Source organism: Pseudarthrobacter sp. NPDC058196 (assembly GCF_042882685.1).
Classification (GTDB): domain Bacteria; phylum Actinomycetota; class Actinomycetes; order Actinomycetales; family Micrococcaceae; genus Arthrobacter.
Genome location: NZ_JBHVVN010000006.1, coordinates 26,623 through 41,993 on the forward strand (window position 1 = coordinate 26,623; position 15,371 = coordinate 41,993).

At 65.8% G+C, this 15,371-nt stretch carries 15 protein-coding genes, 1 tRNA gene and 1 pseudogene; 10 read left to right on the plus strand and 7 right to left on the minus strand.

The annotated features are described in order from the left end of the window. Window positions 1-8: 8 nt before the first annotated feature. Window positions 9-1,313: a M20/M25/M40 family metallo-hydrolase gene (locus ACFVVC_RS09780; protein ID WP_387452001.1), complete on the minus strand. Its 1,305-nt coding sequence runs from the start codon at window positions 1,311-1,313 to the stop codon at window positions 9-11. Window positions 1,314-1,482: 169 nt separating this feature from the next. Here ACFVVC_RS09780 and ACFVVC_RS09785 point away from each other — a divergent pair. The 3 genes from ACFVVC_RS09785 (at window position 1,483) to ACFVVC_RS09795 (ending at window position 2,931) form a co-directional block, all read left to right on the plus strand. Then, window positions 1,483-1,565 (plus strand) — tRNA-Leu (locus ACFVVC_RS09785). 122 nt (window positions 1,566-1,687) lie between these two features. Further along, window positions 1,688-2,605 (plus strand): NmrA family NAD(P)-binding protein, encoded by a 918-nt coding sequence (locus tag ACFVVC_RS09790; RefSeq protein WP_387452004.1) that lies wholly within the window; start codon window positions 1,688-1,690, stop codon window positions 2,603-2,605. Between the two features lie 152 nt (window positions 2,606-2,757). Further along, window positions 2,758-2,931, plus strand: a complete 174-nt coding sequence (locus ACFVVC_RS09795) for a CsbD family protein (protein WP_308930957.1) — start codon at window positions 2,758-2,760, stop codon at window positions 2,929-2,931. A gap of 141 nt (window positions 2,932-3,072) precedes the next feature. Here the strand turns inward: ACFVVC_RS09795 and ACFVVC_RS09800 are convergent. Continuing rightward, a pseudogene (locus ACFVVC_RS09800) lies at window positions 3,073-3,645 on the minus strand (DUF805 domain-containing protein); the annotation flags it as partial. 81 nt (window positions 3,646-3,726) lie between these two features. Here ACFVVC_RS09800 and ACFVVC_RS09805 point away from each other — a divergent pair. Together ACFVVC_RS09805 and ACFVVC_RS09810 are read left to right on the plus strand one after the other, a co-directional pair. Then, on the plus strand, window positions 3,727-5,178 hold the full coding sequence (locus tag ACFVVC_RS09805) for a phospholipase D family protein (RefSeq protein WP_387452008.1): 1,452 nt from the start codon (window positions 3,727-3,729) through the stop codon (window positions 5,176-5,178). A gap of 132 nt (window positions 5,179-5,310) precedes the next feature. Next, a complete protein-coding gene (locus ACFVVC_RS09810) occupies window positions 5,311-6,330 on the plus strand; it encodes an NADPH:quinone reductase (protein WP_387452011.1) in 1,020 nt (339 codons plus the stop codon). Between the two features lie 49 nt (window positions 6,331-6,379). On the opposite strand, the gene ACFVVC_RS09815 is transcribed toward ACFVVC_RS09810, so the two are convergent. Both ACFVVC_RS09815 and ACFVVC_RS09820 read right to left on the minus strand, forming a co-directional pair. Further along, window positions 6,380-6,571: a three-helix bundle dimerization domain-containing protein gene (locus ACFVVC_RS09815; RefSeq protein WP_387452014.1), complete on the minus strand. Its 192-nt coding sequence runs from the start codon at window positions 6,569-6,571 to the stop codon at window positions 6,380-6,382. Window positions 6,572-6,722: 151 nt separating this feature from the next. After that, window positions 6,723-6,944 carry a hypothetical protein gene (locus tag ACFVVC_RS09820; protein WP_387452017.1) on the minus strand — a complete coding sequence of 74 codons (222 nt, stop codon included), beginning with the start codon at window positions 6,942-6,944 and terminating at the stop codon, window positions 6,723-6,725. Between the two features lie 162 nt (window positions 6,945-7,106). Between ACFVVC_RS09820 and ACFVVC_RS09825 the strand changes: the two genes are divergently transcribed. From ACFVVC_RS09825 to ACFVVC_RS09845, 5 genes are all read left to right on the plus strand, one after another. After that, window positions 7,107-7,409, plus strand: a complete 303-nt coding sequence (locus ACFVVC_RS09825) for a DUF4193 domain-containing protein (RefSeq protein WP_018761323.1) — start codon at window positions 7,107-7,109, stop codon at window positions 7,407-7,409. 159 nt (window positions 7,410-7,568) lie between these two features. Next, on the plus strand, window positions 7,569-8,309 hold the full coding sequence (locus tag ACFVVC_RS09830) for a M50 family metallopeptidase (RefSeq protein WP_387452019.1): 741 nt from the start codon (window positions 7,569-7,571) through the stop codon (window positions 8,307-8,309). 28 nt (window positions 8,310-8,337) lie between these two features. Beyond that, window positions 8,338-9,426: a glutathione S-transferase family protein gene (locus ACFVVC_RS09835; protein ID WP_387452022.1), complete on the plus strand. Its 1,089-nt coding sequence runs from the start codon at window positions 8,338-8,340 to the stop codon at window positions 9,424-9,426. Between the two features lie 45 nt (window positions 9,427-9,471). After that, window positions 9,472-10,581, plus strand: coding sequence for a serine hydrolase domain-containing protein (locus ACFVVC_RS09840; protein ID WP_387452025.1), 1,110 nt, complete (start codon window positions 9,472-9,474; stop codon window positions 10,579-10,581). Between the two features lie 92 nt (window positions 10,582-10,673). After that, the gene (locus ACFVVC_RS09845; RefSeq protein WP_387452028.1) at window positions 10,674-11,726 is read left to right on the plus strand and encodes an aromatic acid exporter family protein; all 1,053 of its coding nucleotides are present in this window, start codon (window positions 10,674-10,676) and stop codon (window positions 11,724-11,726) included. Window positions 11,727-11,748: 22 nt separating this feature from the next. Here ACFVVC_RS09845 and ACFVVC_RS09850 read toward each other — a convergent pair whose 3' ends face one another. From ACFVVC_RS09850 to ACFVVC_RS09860, 3 genes are read right to left on the minus strand one after another with little or no spacing between them, the layout of a single operon-like run. Beyond that, on the minus strand, window positions 11,749-12,660 hold the full coding sequence (locus ACFVVC_RS09850) for a MaoC family dehydratase (RefSeq protein ID WP_387452031.1): 912 nt from the start codon (window positions 12,658-12,660) through the stop codon (window positions 11,749-11,751). After that, window positions 12,657-13,997 carry a 3-oxoacyl-ACP reductase gene (locus ACFVVC_RS09855; RefSeq protein ID WP_387452033.1) on the minus strand — a complete coding sequence of 447 codons (1,341 nt, stop codon included), beginning with the start codon at window positions 13,995-13,997 and terminating at the stop codon, window positions 12,657-12,659. Before ACFVVC_RS09855 ends, ACFVVC_RS09850 begins: the two co-directional genes overlap by 4 nt. Before the next feature lie 9 nt (window positions 13,998-14,006). Continuing rightward, complete coding sequence (locus tag ACFVVC_RS09860) at window positions 14,007-15,362, minus strand: acetyl-CoA C-acetyltransferase (RefSeq protein WP_387452035.1); 1,356 nt, start codon at window positions 15,360-15,362, stop codon at window positions 14,007-14,009. Between the last annotated feature and the right edge of the window lie 9 nt (window positions 15,363-15,371).

Sequence of the window (15,371 nt, forward strand, 5' to 3'; positions counted from 1 at the left end):
GCCGGCCCCTAGTAATTGGTCAGCAGGGTGTTCAACACCCGTGCGCCGAATTTGAGGGAGTCGGCCGGCACCCGCTCATCCACCCCGTGGAACATTCCGGTGAAGTCGAGCTCGTCCGGAAGCATCAGCGGGGCGAACCCGTAACCGGTGATTCCCAGCCGGCTGAGCGACTTGTTGTCCGTGCCACCGGAAAGCGTGTAGGGCAACACTTTGGCCCCCGGGTCCTCCTTGTGGAGGGCATCGATCATGGAATCCACCAGGTTGCCGGCGAAGGGAACCTCCAGTGAGACGTCGTTGTGGACATAGCTGACGTCTACGCCGGTGCCGGCGAGCTCGCGGACGATCTCCAGGACCTGCTGCTCCTGGCCAGGGAGTGTGCGGCAGTCAACAAGGGCTTCGGCCGACTCCGGGATGACGTTGTGCTTGTAACCGCCCTTCAGGAGGGTGGGGTTGGTGGTGTTCTGCAGGGTGGCGCCGACGAAACGGGCCACGGTGCCAAGCTGGTCCAGCAGGAGGTCCGGATTGTCGGCGTCGAACTCCACACCGGTGAGTTCGGTCACGCCGTCAAGGAACTGGCGGGTGGTGGGGGTGAGCTCGATGGGCCACTTGTATTCGCCGATGCGCGTGACAGCCGCGGCCAGGCGGGTGATCGCGTTGTCCGTGTTGATCTGCGAGCCGTGGCCGGCCCGGCCATGCGCCACGAGCCGAAGCCAGGAGATCCCCTTCTCGGCGGTTTGCAGCAGGTAGGTGCGCTGGCCGCCGATGGTGGCGGAGAAGCCGCCCACCTCCGAGATTGCCTCCGTGGCGCCCTCGAAGAGTTCGGGACGGTTGTCCACGGCGTACCGGGCGCCGTAGGCGCCGCCGGCTTCCTCATCCGCGAAGAACGCGAAGATAATGTCCCGCTTGGGCTTCCTGCCGTCCCGGGCGAAGCTGCGCATGACGGACAGGATCATGGCATCCATGTCCTTCATGTCGACGGCGCCGCGTCCCCAGATGAGTCCGTCCTTCAGTTCCGCGCCGAACGGGTCCACTGACCACTGGTCACGCAGTGCGGGGACGACGTCCAAGTGGCCGTGCACCACCAGGGCGCTTGCGGAGGGGTCCTCCCCCGCCATCCGGGTCACAACACTGGCGCGGCCGGGGGCGGATTCGAAGATCTCGGCGTCCAGCCCCACTTCTTCGATCAGCCCTGCAGTGTATTCGGCGGCCGCCCGCTCTCCCGGCCCCGACCCGTCACCGTAGTTGGACGTGTCGATCCGGATGAGTTCCTGGCAGATCCGGACAACTTCATCCTCGGGCAGGACGTCAGGCATTGATAACTCCTTGGTAGGGAATGACTGGGTGGCACGAGCTGAATCGCTGTCCTCAGCCTACCCATTCGGCCCGATTCGTTCTTCCCGAAAAGTCATGTTAGAGTTTTTCTCGCTGCTTCGGAGAGGCGCGAAACGCTGAAAGGCGGGACGGCTTCCCGAAATACCACCTGCGCGGGTGGCGGAATGGCAGACGCGCTAGCTTGAGGTGCTAGTCCTCGAAAGGGGGTGGGGGTTCAAGTCCCCCTCCGCGCACAATGGGAAGCCCCGGAAAATCGCTGATTTTCCGGGGCTTTTCTGTATTCAAATAAACCCCGCGGCCTCCCCGGGTTCTTACGTCGGCCGCCCGCCGCCAATCCCACCGAGAAGAGCAAGCCATGACTACCAGTACCGTCCTCGTCGCCGGGGCCACCGGTGACCTCGGCCAACGCATCGTTCGCGAGCTCCTCCGCCACGACACGCTCATCAGGGTCCTGACCCGCCCCGGGACCGGGAGTGCGCACGGAATCTACGGCGGGGCGGACCGCGTGGAGATTCACGAGGCCGCCTACAACGATCGGGCAGGCCTCTTTTCCGCGCTGTCCGGTGTCGACACGGTTATCTCGGCTGTGAGCGGGGCGCGTCCGGTTATCGTTGACGCGCAAAGGGCGCTCCTGGCAGCCGCCGTCGAGGCAGGCGTGGCACGGTTCATCCCGTCGGACTACTCTGCGGACTACCGTCGGGTCACTCCCGGCAGCAACCGCAACTTCGAGCTCCGCCGTGACTTCGCCGCGGAACTCGACGCCGCTCCCCTCCGCGTGACATCAGTCCTGAACGGCGCCTTTGCGGACATGCTCACCGGGCAGGCACCCATGATCCTGTTCGCCCGCCGCAGGGTCCTCTACTGGTCCTCACCAGACCAAATCCTCGACTTCACCACCAAGGATGACGTCGCACGCGTTGTCGCGCTTGTCGCGCTCGACCCGGACGCGCCCCGGGTTGTCGAAGTGGCCGGTGACCGTGTCACTGCCCGCACCGTTGCCCGGGCCATGACCGAACTCACAGGGACGCGCTTTTCGCTGCAGTGGGCCGGCACCACCGGGACCCTGTCGGCGATGGGCAGGATTGGCCGGCGTTTCTCGAAGGACAAGGACGGAACCTTTCCCGCCTGGCAGGGCATGCAGTATTTCTTCAGCATGTTCAGCGGCGAGGCCGAACTCCGCCACGTCGACAACCACCGGTACGGGCCACACAAATGGACCTCGGTCCGCGATGTCCTCCAAGGACACCTGACGCGGACAACGGCCGATCGCTGAGCCCGCTCGCTGATGGCCGCGGGCAACAGTCAGCGCGCCAGACCCGAACCAGTCCGGGGCAAACCCCGGAAGGGCTTGCGGACTCGATCCTAAGCATGCTTATGATGTTTGCAGCCGAATGCGAACGGCTACCAACCGGAGGAGGAACCACTATGGGACTGGGCGACAAGATTGATAACGCTGCCGAGAAGGCAGGCGGCAAGGCCAAGGAAGCCGCAGGCACGGCCACGGGCGATGAAAGCCTGCGGACCGAAGGCCAGGCAGACCAAGCCAAAGGTGATCTGAAGCAGGCCGGAGAAAAGGTCAAGGACGCTTTTAAGCACTAACAGTGTGATCAGGAAGGGCGCGCCCGGCGAACGGGGCGCGCCTTTTCTGTGCGCCGGTGCTTCTGCGGCCGGCACCTGCGGCCGGCACCTGGGGTCGCGTCCTCCTTTCGGCCGCCCCACGCGGATGCGATCGACGAGGGTGAAGGCCAGTAGGAAGATCGCTCCCGCGAACGGGATCAGTCCCAACAGGATCAGCCAGCCGCTCTTGTTGCTGTCATGCCGGCGGCGCACCGTCAATGCAAGCGACGGAACGATGGTGGCCGGGCCCCGGATCATACCCAGGATCAGTCCAACGACGGCACCGGGACCCAGCTGGGGGGTGCTGCTGTAAGTCGAAGTGGACGCAACGATGCCGGAGCTGACGATGATATTCGGGACAGTGCCGACGATTACGGCGACGAGCGTCCGCCACCAATATTCGCTTCTGCCGGCCCGGCCGGAGAAGGCTGCATATTTCTTGAAGAACCGTTTGACGGCCGCCGGGAACGGGCATCCTGCGCAGGGGTAACAATTATCCCAATTTCCCCTGAGGCAACAGGTAAGAGTTGCTCCCGGAGATTCCGCGGCGAACCGCGTCCGTAGGCTAGTTTGGGAACGAAGCGGCCTGCCCCCGGGCCCGACAAGGAGCGCCGATTGGACAACATCGCCCGCAAGTGGTTCTTGAGCAGGTCCGAGCGCGGAAATCCCGCCAGTGCCGTGCAGGCGGGGAACGATGGATCACCATCGTGGTCGGAGGGAAACCTGGTGCGGCCCTTGATCCATGGGGCATCCTACTTTTCAAGGTTGTACGAGGAGTTGTCGGTACTCCAGGCCGGTGACCGGGTGTGGTTCACGGATTGGCGCGGGGATGCCGATGAGCGGCTGTCCGCTGACGGCCCAACGATTGGTGCGGTGCTGGCGGGGCTGGCCCGTGCAGGGGTGGAAGTCCGTGGACTCGTCTGGCGCTCCCATGGAGAACGGGTGTCGGCCCCCATCAGCGGACGCTCCAATGAACTGCTCAGCCGGCAAATCAACGATGCCGGCGGCGAAGCGCTGCTGGACCAGCGAGTCCCGCTCTTCGGTTCCCATCACCAGAAACTCGTGGTCATCCGCCGTCGCGACGATCCATCGACGGACGTCGCTTTCGTCGGCGGGCTGGACCTCTCACACAGCCGCCGGGACGACGCCCGCCATGGCGGCGACCCGCAAGCGGTGAAGATGGACCCCAAGTACGGTCAGCAGCCTCCCTGGCACGATGCCGCGCTGGAGCTGCGTGGCCCCGTGGTGGCTGATGTCCTGGCGGTCTTCGCTGAACGCTGGAACGATCCCCACCCCTTGGACCGGCACACGCCATACCGCATGCTGCTGCAGCGCCTGGCCCGGATGCCCCGTCACCCCAGGCCACTTCCCGCCGCTGCCCCTCCCCCGCCTCCGGCGGGCCCGCACGCGGTGCAGCTGCTGCGTACCTATGGCCGGAAGCACCCACCCTTTCCGTTCGCTCCCGGCGGCGAGCGCAGCATTGCCCGCGCCTACGCGAAAGCCTTCTCCCAGGCCCGTTCCCTCATCTACATCGAAGACCAGTACTTGTGGTCAAGGGATGTCGCGGCGGGAATCGCATCGGCGTTGGAGCGCAATCCTTCGCTCCAGGTGATTGTCGTCGTCCCGCGGTATCCGGACTCTGATGGTCGGTTGGGCGGACCGCCCAGGCGGTTGGGCCAACTGCGCGCAGTCGCCATGCTCCGGCGGGCCGCGCCGGACCGGGTCGGCGTGTTCGACCTGGAGAACAGCGACGGCACGCCCATTTATGTCCACGCCAAAATCTGCATCATCGACGACACCTGGTTTACCTGCGGGTCGGACAACTTCAACCGCCGGTCCTGGACCACTGACAGCGAGCTCACATGCGCCGTCGTCGATACCTCCCGCCAGGAAAGCGGCGGCCCCTCCGAAGCCTACGAAACTGCCGCACCCGGGCCCTTGGCCAGGGAGCTGCGGATCCAGCTCTGGGCCGAGCACCTGGGCCTGGACCCCGAAGACCCGCGGCTCCTCGCGCGGACGGCCGGCCTGGACCTCTGGAACAGCACTGCCGATGCGCTTGCGCAGTGGCACCGGGACGGGCGCCGCGCGGCCCGGCCTGCCGGACAGGTGCGGCGCCACACCATAGAACCCCTGCCGCCCCTCCACCGGCTCTGGGCCGATCCCCTGTACCGGCTTGTCGTGGACCCGGACGGCCGGCCGCGCTCCCTCCGCGGTACAGACCGGTTCTAGGCGCAAAGACCGGGCCGGGTTCCGCGCCACCCAAACCCGCAAAGCCATAGGTGCCAGAGGGCGGCACGGGGCACGGAGTGGCCGCGGTAAGTTGGAGCGGTAACTGCAGCCGAGCGCGGATTGGGAGAAGGCATGAAAGCCATCGTGTACGAAGAAACGGGCCCATCGTCGGTCTTGCAGCTCCGCGAGAGGCCACTGGTGGAGCCCGGCGAGGGCGAGGTCCGGATTCGTTTGCTGGTGTCCGGAGTGAACCCTACAGACTGGAAGTCCCGCTCCGGCGGCGGGAGCAGGAAGCTTGACGCGCCCAAGGTTCCCAACCAGGACGGAGCCGGGGTGATCGATGCCGTAGGTTCCGGGGTGGCCGGGCATGGCGTCGGGGACCGGGTCTGGCTCTGGGATGTCGCGTGGGGTGGCAACGAAGGCACCGCGCAGGAGTACGTCACCGTGCCGGCCGTGAATGTTGTGCCTCTCCCGGACGGAGAGTCCTTTGACGCCGGCGCCTCGCTGGGCATTCCTGCACTGACTGCCCACCGGGCCCTCACCTCGAGCGAAGGCGGACCGGCCCGGCTCTCCCCCGGAGCCCTGGCCGGACGGACCGTCCTTGTCACCGGCGGAGCGGGAGCAGTGGGACACGCAGCCATCCAATTGGCACGATGGGCCGGGGCAACCGTCATCAGCACCGTCAGCGGCGACCACAAAGCGGAACTGGCCCGGCGGGCCGGAGCAGGCACGATCATCAATTACCGGACCGACGACGTGGTGCGTGCTGTCCGCGAGGTGTCCCCGGACGGTGTGGATACCATCGTGGACGTTAACGCTCCGGCGAACATCCAGGCAGGCCTGGAGATGCTCAAGCCGGGCGGGACGGTCGCCATCTACGCCGCAAACCCCGGAGAGTCACTCACCGTGCCCATCCGCGAAAGCATGAGCAAGAACGTGCGGCTGCAATTTATCCTCACCTACACGGTGACCGACGAGCAGAAGCGGAGCGCTGTGGCTGCTGTCTCAGAAGCGCTGGAGGCCGGTGCGCTTCGGGTCGGCGACGACTACGGGCTGCCGCTGTCCCGCTTCCGCCTCGAGGAGACCGCAGCCGCCCATGACGCCGTTGAACGGGGCATCATTGGAAAGGTGCTTATCGACGTCGCGCAGTGACCTGCGGGGACCGGCGGTACCGATGCCGATGCCGATGCCGATGGGGAAACTACTGCGAGAGCCGGTCCCTCGCCGCATGCTCAACAAGCACCGGTATGAACGCGCGCACCCTTCCGGTATCAAGCATGCTGTGCTCCTGCTGCACCACGTCCTCGATTTGCTCCCTGGACAGCGCTGGAAACCTCACCGCCAGCCGGTCCACCACTTCGCCGAGGGCCCGCAACTCTTCGCTTACTCCCATCGGGAAAGTGTCAGCGGTCCGGGCGAACCTCGTCAAGACTTGACTATCCAGGCAGCGTTGCCGCTGATTGCGGTGGCCCCAGGGCCGAAAGGACGTCCGACGGCGGGCGCCGATCCAGGCTGAACAGCCTCGCCGCCGGGGCCCGTGGCCGTCAGTGCGGATGCAGCCTGCGGGGACGGGAATGGCGGTGGACGCGCGAACCCGCCACGGCCGGACGGTACTCGATCCGACGTTTCTCCGTCCGGATATCACGCCGTTCCTGCCGCCGGGCTTTGCGTTCCGGACGGTCAATGGCGGACAGGATGGTCAGCGTTACCGCCATCCACAGGAAGGCGGTTACTAACACCAAGGCGATCTCCAGCTCAGTGCTCATAGTCTCAATTTTAGGGCCCGACGGTTCAGGCTGACCCTGCGCAGATCCACATCAAAGCCGCCTCAATCCACAAGGACCGCGGTACTTCCTGTTGGGGAATACGGGCCTGATGCTGTACGTTTCATACCCGACAGCCAATCAAAGAAAAGAGAAGCACCTAAAGTGGCAACCGATTACGATGAACTGCGTTCCGACGTCAAGGAATCGCAGGACAACTCACTTGAGCAGCTCCAGTCAGCAAATGCTCCCGACGCCCGCAGTGTTGTGCAGGAGTTGGACGAGGCTGACGGGCTGGACGGCGCCGGCGTCCCTGGCGGCGAATTCGTCGCTGAGGAGCTCGTAGTCCAGGTCATTCCGCAGGCAGAGGACGAATTCACCTGCTACTCCTGCTTCCTGGTCCGGCACCGGTCCCAGATTGCGCGCCAGAAAGACGGCCACAGCTACTGCACCGAGTGCGAAGGCTAGGAAGCCACAGTTCCGGCTGAAAAGCCTGGAACCTCGTGAAAACCATCCGGAAGGCACGCCGCAAATGGCGTGCCTTCCGGTTTTAAGCGTTCGCCCAGGCAAGGTGGGTAACGTGCGGTCAAGTACTTACGACGACGACCCCGCAGCCAGGAGGCAGCGTTGGACAGCCCAGCTGGCGTATGGAACACCTTCGCGGCGGCCTTTTCCCAGGCCGCCGTGCCAAATATCACTTGGGTGGAGATGCTGCTGTCCCTGGCAGCAGCCACGGCGCTGTCCATCCCGCGCCGTTCGTGGCGCTACTTCGGGCTCCTGGCCACCGCCACCCACGAACTGGGCCACGCGGTTGCCGCCGTGACCTCGGGCCAACGGCTGTCCGGGATCCGGCTCCGCCTGGACCACTCCGGAACAACCACGGCCTACAGCAGGAGCCGCCTGGCTGCTGCGTGGTCGTGTTTCTGGGGCTATCCGGTCCCGGCCCTCGTTGGTGCGGCTTTCGTGTGGTGCGGAGTCACCGGGTGGGGCGCCGCAGCCATGGCGGCAAGCGTGGTGGTCCTGGCCGCGTCACTGCTTTTCCTCCGTAACCTTGCCGGGTTCCTCATCACGCTTCCCGCCATAGCCGGCGCCGCTGCCCTCTCTTTCCTGGCCCCGGCCTCGGTTGCCGGACATGCCGCCGTCATCTTCGGCCTTGCCTTGCTCGTGGCCGCGGTCCGGGACCTGGCCAAACTCACCCACGTCCACCTCCGGCGTCGCGACCGCCTGCAAAGTTCAGACGCCTACCTGCTGTACCGCGCCACCTCCGTGCCGTCCGCCGTCTGGATCACGATCTTCAGCGTCGTCGTGGCCGGCTCCTGGCTTGCGGCCTGGCTGCCCGTCTCCCGGATCCTCCTTGGCGCCGCATGATGGTTGAGCCGGCGCATACGCTATTGACATGAGCCAGGAAACCGACAGCACTCCCACAGCAACGGACGAGACCACCGAGCACAGCACCCGCGGCGCTTATGTGACCGGTGGTGCCGAGTTCACCCGTGATACCAACTACATCGAGGACCGCATTACCAGGGATGCCACACCCGGCCGCAACGGAGAACCCGGTTGGCCCGTGGAACCGGGACGGTACCGGCTCATTGCCGCCAGGGCTTGCCCTTGGGCCAACCGGACCGTCATAGTCCGCAGGCTCCTTGGCCTCGAAGACGCCATCTCCCTGGGCCAGCCCGGGCCCACCCATGATGCCAGGTCCTGGACCTTCGACCTCGACCCCGGCGGCGTTGACCCTGTTCTGGGTATTGAGCGCATCCAGGATGCCTATTTCAAGCGTTTCCCAAGCTATCCGCGGGGTATCACCGTCCCCGCCATCGTGGACATCGCAACCGGCGAAGTCGTGACCAACAACTTTCCTCAGATGACCCTCGACTTCTCGACCGAGTGGGTGGATTTCCACCGGCCGGGAGCACCCAAGCTCTACCCGGAGCACCTCCGCGGGGAAATCGACCAGGTCAACAAGCGCGTCTTCACCGAAGTCAACAACGGCGTCTACCGCTGCGGTTTCGCCGGCTCGCAGGAGGCCTACGACGCCGCGTATGACCGGCTCTGGACGGCTCTGGACTGGCTCGAAGAGCGGCTCTCAAGCCAGCGGTACCTCGTGGGGGACACTATCACCGAAGCCGACGTCAGGCTCTTCACCACCCTGGCCCGCTTCGACGCCGTCTATCACGGCCACTTCAAGTGCAACCGGCAAAAGCTCAACGAGATGCCTGCACTTTGGGGCTATGCCCGGGACCTGTTCCAAACTCCGGGCTTCGGTGACACCACCGACTTCGTCCAGATCAAGCAGCACTACTACGTCGTCCACGAAGACATCAACCCCACCGGGATCGTTCCGAAGGGGCCGGATCTGGCCGGCTGGCTGACCCCGCACGGCCGCGAAGCGCTCGGCGGGCGGCCTTTCGGAGACGGCACGCCGCCGGGACCGGTGCGGCCAGGCGAAGAAGTGGCAGCCGGGCACGGAGCCGGGAGCTAGGCGCAAAAACCGGGCAGGAAATCGCTTTCCCCTATGCTGGGAGGCATGCAGACTTCCTTAGGCTTCGTGGCCCCCGGATACCAGAACGTGCTGGCATTGTTCGAGTCGCTGCTTGCCGGGGACCCGCTGTACAGTGCGCAGCTGGCGGCTTACCAGGGTTCCCGGCAGGTGGTCCGGCTGACCGGTGGCCCGGACATGGCGCCGGACACCCTGACGGGGGCGTACTCCTGCTCCAAGGGCGTGGGTGCTATGGTCATCGCCCTGCTGGTCCAGGACGGGCTCCTCGATCTGGACCGAACGGTGGCCCACTACTGGCCGGAATTCGCCGTCCACGGCAAGGACAGGCTGCTGGTCCGTGAAGCACTGTCCCATCAGGCCGGACTGCTGGGAATCGACGGCGGCTTCGGGCTCACGGAGTTCACCACTCCCGAAGCGGCGGCGCGGCTCGCCGCGTCACCTCCCCTTTGGGAGCCGGGGCGGCAGTTCGGGCACCACGCCCTCACCATTGGAATTCTGATGGAGGAACTGTGCCGCCGCACCGCAGGCGAGCCGTTGCAGGCTATCTATGACCGCAGGATCCGGGCGCCCCACGGCGTGGACTTCTTCCTCGGCCTGCCGGAAGAACTGGAACCGCGGTACCGGGACGTCCTCTACCAGGACGCCCCGGACCAGGGGTGGGTCGACCCGCTAAGCCTGGAGGGCCTTAACGGCAACGCACCCGTCAGCACCATCATGGAGCTGCCGAACCTCCGCGCAGTCCGCGCAGCAGGCATGTCCGCGGCCGGTGGGGTGGGATCGGCTGACGGGCTGGCCCGCCTCTATGCCGCTGCAACGACCGGCGTCGACGGCGGCCGACCCTTCCTCGCCGCCCCAACCATCGAGGCAATGTCCCGGGAACAGGTGTGGGGCCTCGACCGGTCTTCGGGGCTCGACAATGCGTTCGCCGTCGTCTTCATGAAACCGCACCCGTCCAGGAACTTCGGCAGCCACCGCGCCTTCGGCCATGAGGGAGCCAATGCTGCCCTTGGCTTTGCAGATCCCTCCTACGACCTTGGCTTCGGTTATGTCCCCCGCCGCCAGGAGGAGGGGCGCACTCCGGGCAGGGCCCATCGGCTGGCCACCGAAGTGCGTCGTTGCGCGGCCGGCTTGTCCTGAGGGAGCCCCGGCCCTACTGTGGCCGGATGGGCAATACTCAAGCACGACCGGATGCACGGTGGGCTCGGGGGACCCAACTTCTCAAACAAGCGGTGGAAGGAATTTCCGCTGCCTTCGCAGCACAACGCCTTCAGTTGGCAGCCAAAGCAGCGCTCGCGGCAGGCCTGGCCTTCACGATCGCGCCGCTGATGCCGGGAGCGGCGTCGCACTACACGTACTATGCGCCGCTGGGCGCCCTTGTGGCCATGTACCACAACGTAGCCGGCTCCGTACGGAACGGACTCCAGGCCATCGCAGGGTTGGCGGTGGGGATCGGTTTGGCGTTTATCCTGGTCAGCATTTCCGACCCCTCCCCCCTGACGGTGGCTCTCTTCATGGGCGTCGGAGTGCTGTTGGGCGGCCTTCCCGGCATTGGTTCCGGCAGTGACTGGATTCCCACGGCTGCGCTCCTGGTCCTGTTGGTCGGCGGCAGGAACGCCGAGGACTTCTCTTACGGATACCTCCTGCAAATGGCGGCCGGAGTGGCAGTGGGCATCGCCGTGAACTTCCTGATCTTTCCACCACTGCACCTGAACGCGGCCGCCAGCAGCCTGGCCGAGCTCAGGCGTGCCCTTGGCAGGCAACTGACCGACATGGGTGCGGCCCTCACGGAGAAATGGCCGCCGGAACACCAGGAGTGGTCGCGCAGGTCAGAGGAGTTGTCCGACGCGGCGAGATCGGTGCGGCATCTGGTCAAGGAAGCTGACGCCAGCCGGCGCGCCAACCCGCGACGAAAGCTGCACCCAAGGGACATCGACCAGGACTACCGCGAGTTGCAGAACCTGGAGCAGGTGACCTTCCATATCCAGGACATGACCGATGTCCTTTCCGATGTGATTTGGAACAGCGACCTGCCGTATGAGATCCCCTTGGAGGACACCGAACCGCTGGCCGATGCCATCACGGCGACCGGAGAGTTGCTGTCCACCGATGACGAGGGTGAAGACAACGGCCGCCAGGAGCGCTATGCCGCGGCCAACGCGGCAGTGGAAGCCTGCATGGCCGCCACCACCGCCAGGCAGGCGGAGAAGGGAACGGTCCCCGCCTCCGAATCGGTCCTCCTGAGCCTCCACCGCATCCTGCGCACCGTCAGGCCAAAGGACTGAACCACCCGGCGCACCTCAGCGCCTAAACCGCTGAAACTGTGCCGCTGAAGTGGCGCCGGCCCGATCGTGGATTCCATGCCACATAGCGCGAATGTTTCCAGGCGCCGGAGGAGGCCTGGTCCGTACTGATCTCCAGGGCCACCCGGCATGGCAGGAAGACCGGCGCCTCAAACTCCACGTCCCAGCTGAAGGAGTCACCGCGGGCAGGACCGACGTCGGCAAGCGCACGCGAAGCGAGGTACATCCCGTGGGCTATCGACCGGCGCATCCCCAGCGCCTTGGCCGAGAGCACGCTCAGGTGGATGGGATTGAAGTCCCCTGACACGGCGGCGTACGCGCGGCCTGTATCCACCCCCAGGTGCCACAGGGCGGTCGGTGCCGGGGCAGCGAAGTCCGGTTTCTGCGCGGCGGCGGACGGTTTGTCGATGCCGGGGAGGAACAAACCCTTGGCCAGGTAACTGGAAACGCCGCGCCAGTGAATGTCCGGCGAGCCGGCGCGGCGCACCTCGGCCACCACGTCCACCTGCGTGCCTGCCCGGTGGCCTCGAAGGTTTTCCACCCGGGCGGTCATGTCAAGGACGTCCGTGAAGACCAGCGGCGTTCTCTGCTCAACGCTGTTGCGCAGGTGGATCATCCCCAGCAGTGGCAGCGGGAAGTCGTCCCGGTTCATGACGCTCATGGCCAAAGGAAAGGCCAGGGCATGGATGAAGCCGGCCGGCAGGACGTCGCTGGCCGTCTCTCCGATCAGGTGCTGGTATGCCGTGAGGTTTCCAACGTCCACGGTGACGCCCCTGACTTCGTGGCTCTCAGCCGGAAGATCGGCGGAGTCATGCGTTCCCAGGAGCCGGCGGCGTGCTGCCTGGGCGGCGGCGTTGACGTACAGCTTGGACAGCGACGGCATCTCTGCCAGGATCACTGGTTGCTGGAGTGTCATGCCCCCACCAGGTTCTGCCCGCACACCCGCAGCACCTCCCCGTTGATTCCGCCCGCCGCGTCGCTGGCCAGGAAGGCAATGGTTTCCGCCACGTCCCTGGGGAGGCCGCCCTGTTGCAGCGAGTTGAGCCTGCGTGCCACTTCACGGACGGCAAAGGGGATCCGCGCAGTCATCTCGGTTTCAATAAACCCGGGCGCCACGGCGTTGATGGTGCCGCCATTGGCGGCAACCAGCGGCGCGGTGGCCCGTACCATTCCCATCACGCCGCCTTTGGAGGCGGCGTAGTTGGTTTGACCCCTGTTGCCGGCGATCCCGCTGGTGGAGGCAACTGACACGATCCGCGGTGATGAGCGGAAGTGGTCCGAGGCGAGGAGGGCTTCGTTGATCCGGAGCTGGGCGGCGATGTTGATGTTGATGACCGAGTTCCACCGGGCATGGTCCATGTTGGCCAGCAGCTTGTCCCGGGTGATCCCTGCATTGTGCACCACGATATCCAGGCGTCCGTGCCGCTGCGCTGCATGCTCGAGGATCCGTGCGCCGGCGTCGGCGCCGCTGATGTCCAGTTGCAGCGCCGTACCCCGCACTTCGTTGGCCACGGCCGCCAGCTGGTCACCCGCCGACGGAATGTCGACCAGGACCAGTGCGGCGCCGTCGCGGTGCAGCGTCCGGGCAATCTCGGCGCCGATTCCCCTGGCGGCGCCGGTCACCACAGCGACCTTTCCCTCCAGCGGCCTGTCCGGGTTGGCGGAAAGCGCACCGTCCTGCGAGGAGACTTTGAGGAACTGTCCGTCAACGAATGCCGACCGGCCGGAAAGGAAGAACCTGATGGTGCCCAGTGCGCTGGGGCTCGTGGTGGTGGTGCCGTCCGCAAGGAGGACTCCGTTTGCCGTGGCGCCCGCCCGCAGCTCTTTGGCCAGGGAACGCAGGAAACCATCGACGCCTTGGCGGGCAGCCGCGGCCGCAGGGGATGTAACGTCCGCTGCGGGCCGGGACACCGTAATGATTCGGCCACCGGCTCGCAAGTCCCGCAACGAGCCTGCCGCGGACAGTACGGGCTGTTCCAGGTCCTCCGGATGTTCCAGCTCGTCAAGGACCAGGATGATGGCGCCCAGCTTTTCGGCCGGAACGGCATGCCTCCGGACATCGAGGTCCCACGACAACAGCTCGGTGGCGAGGCTGTCCGCCCCAAGGCTGTTTCCGATGACGACGACCGGGCCAACGACCAATGGTTGTCCTGGCTGGTAGCGGCGGAGCACTGCGGGCTGCGGGAGCCCGAGCTTCCTGGCCACGGTGCGGCCGGGACCGCTGTTGACCAGCTGGGTGTACGTATCCGTCATGACTGCCCCCTACACAGATTCCAGGATTGCGACGACGCCCTGGCCGCCGGCCGCGCACACAGACACCAGGCCGCGGGCGGGACGCCCCTCCAGGTCGGCCTTAGCATGCAGCATCTTGGCCAGTGAACCAACGATCCGTCCGCCGGTGGCCGCGAAGGGATGACCTGCGGCGAGCGATGATCCGTTGACGTTGAGGCGTGAACGGTCGATGCTGCCGAACGCGGCGTCGAGCCCGAGTCGGGTCCGGCAGAATTCCTCGTCCTCCCATGCGGCCAGCGTGCTGAGGACGGTGGCAGCGAAGGCTTCGTGGATTTCGAAAAAGTCGAAGTCTGCCAGGGTCAGGTTCTGCCGGGCCAGGAGCCGGGGCACTGCGAAGACGGGGGCCATCAGCAGGCCATCCTTGCCGTGCACAAAGTCCACTGCTGCTGCTTCGGCGTCCACCACGGCGGCCAGTTTGGGAAGGTCGCGGGCATCGGCCCATTCGTCGGAGGCAAGGAGGACGGTCGAGGCGCCGTCGGTTAGCGGGGTGGAGTTGCCCGCAGTCATGGTGGCCCCGGCGCCCAGGTTCCTGCCGAACACCGGCTTCAACGATGCCAGTTTTTCCAATGAGGTATCAGCGCGCAGGTTGGCGTCCCGCGTCAGTCCCCGGTAAGGAGTCAGCAGGTCATCGAAGAAACCTGAATCGTACGCGGCTGCGAGGTTCCGGTGACTGTTCAGTGCCAGTTCGTCCTGCGCTTCACGGGAAATCTGCCACTGCGCAGTGGTCAGTGCCTGGTGCTCTCCCATGGACAGGCCGGTGCGCGGTTCAGCGGTGCCGGGCGCCAGCGGCGCCAGGTCCTTTGGCCGGAGGCGGCTCAGGATCTGGAGCCGCTGCGGAAGTGTTTTGGCCCGGTGAAGGTCCAGGATGACCTCGCGAAGCCCCTCGCTGACCACCACCGGGGCATCAGAGGCTGAATCCACCCCACCGGCTATGGCCGAATCAATCTGTCCCAGCTTGATCTTGTTGGCCAGCCCCACCACGGTTTCCAACCCGGTGGCGCACGCCTGCTGGAGGTCGTACACCGGCGTTTCGGCGGAGAGTGCAGACCCAAGGACGGCTTCACGCGTGAGGTTGAAATCCCTGGAGTGCTTAAGGACGGCGCCCGCGGCAACCTGTCCGATTCGTTCGTCTTGGAGGCCGAACCGTGCGATCAGGCCATCCAGGGCTGCGGTCAGCATGTCCTGGTTGGAGGACTTTGCGTAAGCGCCGCCGGCGCGGGCAAAGGGAATCCTGTTGCCGCCAACAATCACCGCCCTGCGCGGCGCGGACACTGCTGCTCGAACTGATTCATCAGGTGCTGGCGTGGACTGTCCGTCGATGGACATGGGTGGCTC

What these genes read in the sequence shown, in the direction of transcription:
- ACFVVC_RS09850 (WP_387452031.1), bottom strand. Translation starts at nt 12,660, where the DNA reads ATGACACTCCAGCAACCAGTGATCCTGGCAGAGATGCCGTCGCTGTCC.
- ACFVVC_RS09835 (WP_387452022.1), top strand. Translation starts at nt 8,338, where the DNA reads ATGAGCCAGGAAACCGACAGCACTCCCACAGCAACGGACGAGACCACC.
- ACFVVC_RS09815 (WP_387452014.1), bottom strand. Translation starts at nt 6,571, where the DNA reads ATGGGAGTAAGCGAAGAGTTGCGGGCCCTCGGCGAAGTGGTGGACCGG.
- ACFVVC_RS09820 (WP_387452017.1), bottom strand. Translation starts at nt 6,944, where the DNA reads ATGAGCACTGAGCTGGAGATCGCCTTGGTGTTAGTAACCGCCTTCCTG.
- ACFVVC_RS09860 (WP_387452035.1), bottom strand. Translation starts at nt 15,362, where the DNA reads ATGTCCATCGACGGACAGTCCACGCCAGCACCTGATGAATCAGTTCGA.
- ACFVVC_RS09790 (WP_387452004.1), top strand. Translation starts at nt 1,688, where the DNA reads ATGACTACCAGTACCGTCCTCGTCGCCGGGGCCACCGGTGACCTCGGC.
- ACFVVC_RS09855 (WP_387452033.1), bottom strand. Translation starts at nt 13,997, where the DNA reads ATGACGGATACGTACACCCAGCTGGTCAACAGCGGTCCCGGCCGCACC.
- ACFVVC_RS09840 (WP_387452025.1), top strand. Translation starts at nt 9,472, where the DNA reads ATGCAGACTTCCTTAGGCTTCGTGGCCCCCGGATACCAGAACGTGCTG.
- ACFVVC_RS09795 (WP_308930957.1), top strand. Translation starts at nt 2,758, where the DNA reads ATGGGACTGGGCGACAAGATTGATAACGCTGCCGAGAAGGCAGGCGGC.
- ACFVVC_RS09780 (WP_387452001.1), bottom strand. Translation starts at nt 1,313, where the DNA reads ATGCCTGACGTCCTGCCCGAGGATGAAGTTGTCCGGATCTGCCAGGAA.
- ACFVVC_RS09810 (WP_387452011.1), top strand. Translation starts at nt 5,311, where the DNA reads ATGAAAGCCATCGTGTACGAAGAAACGGGCCCATCGTCGGTCTTGCAG.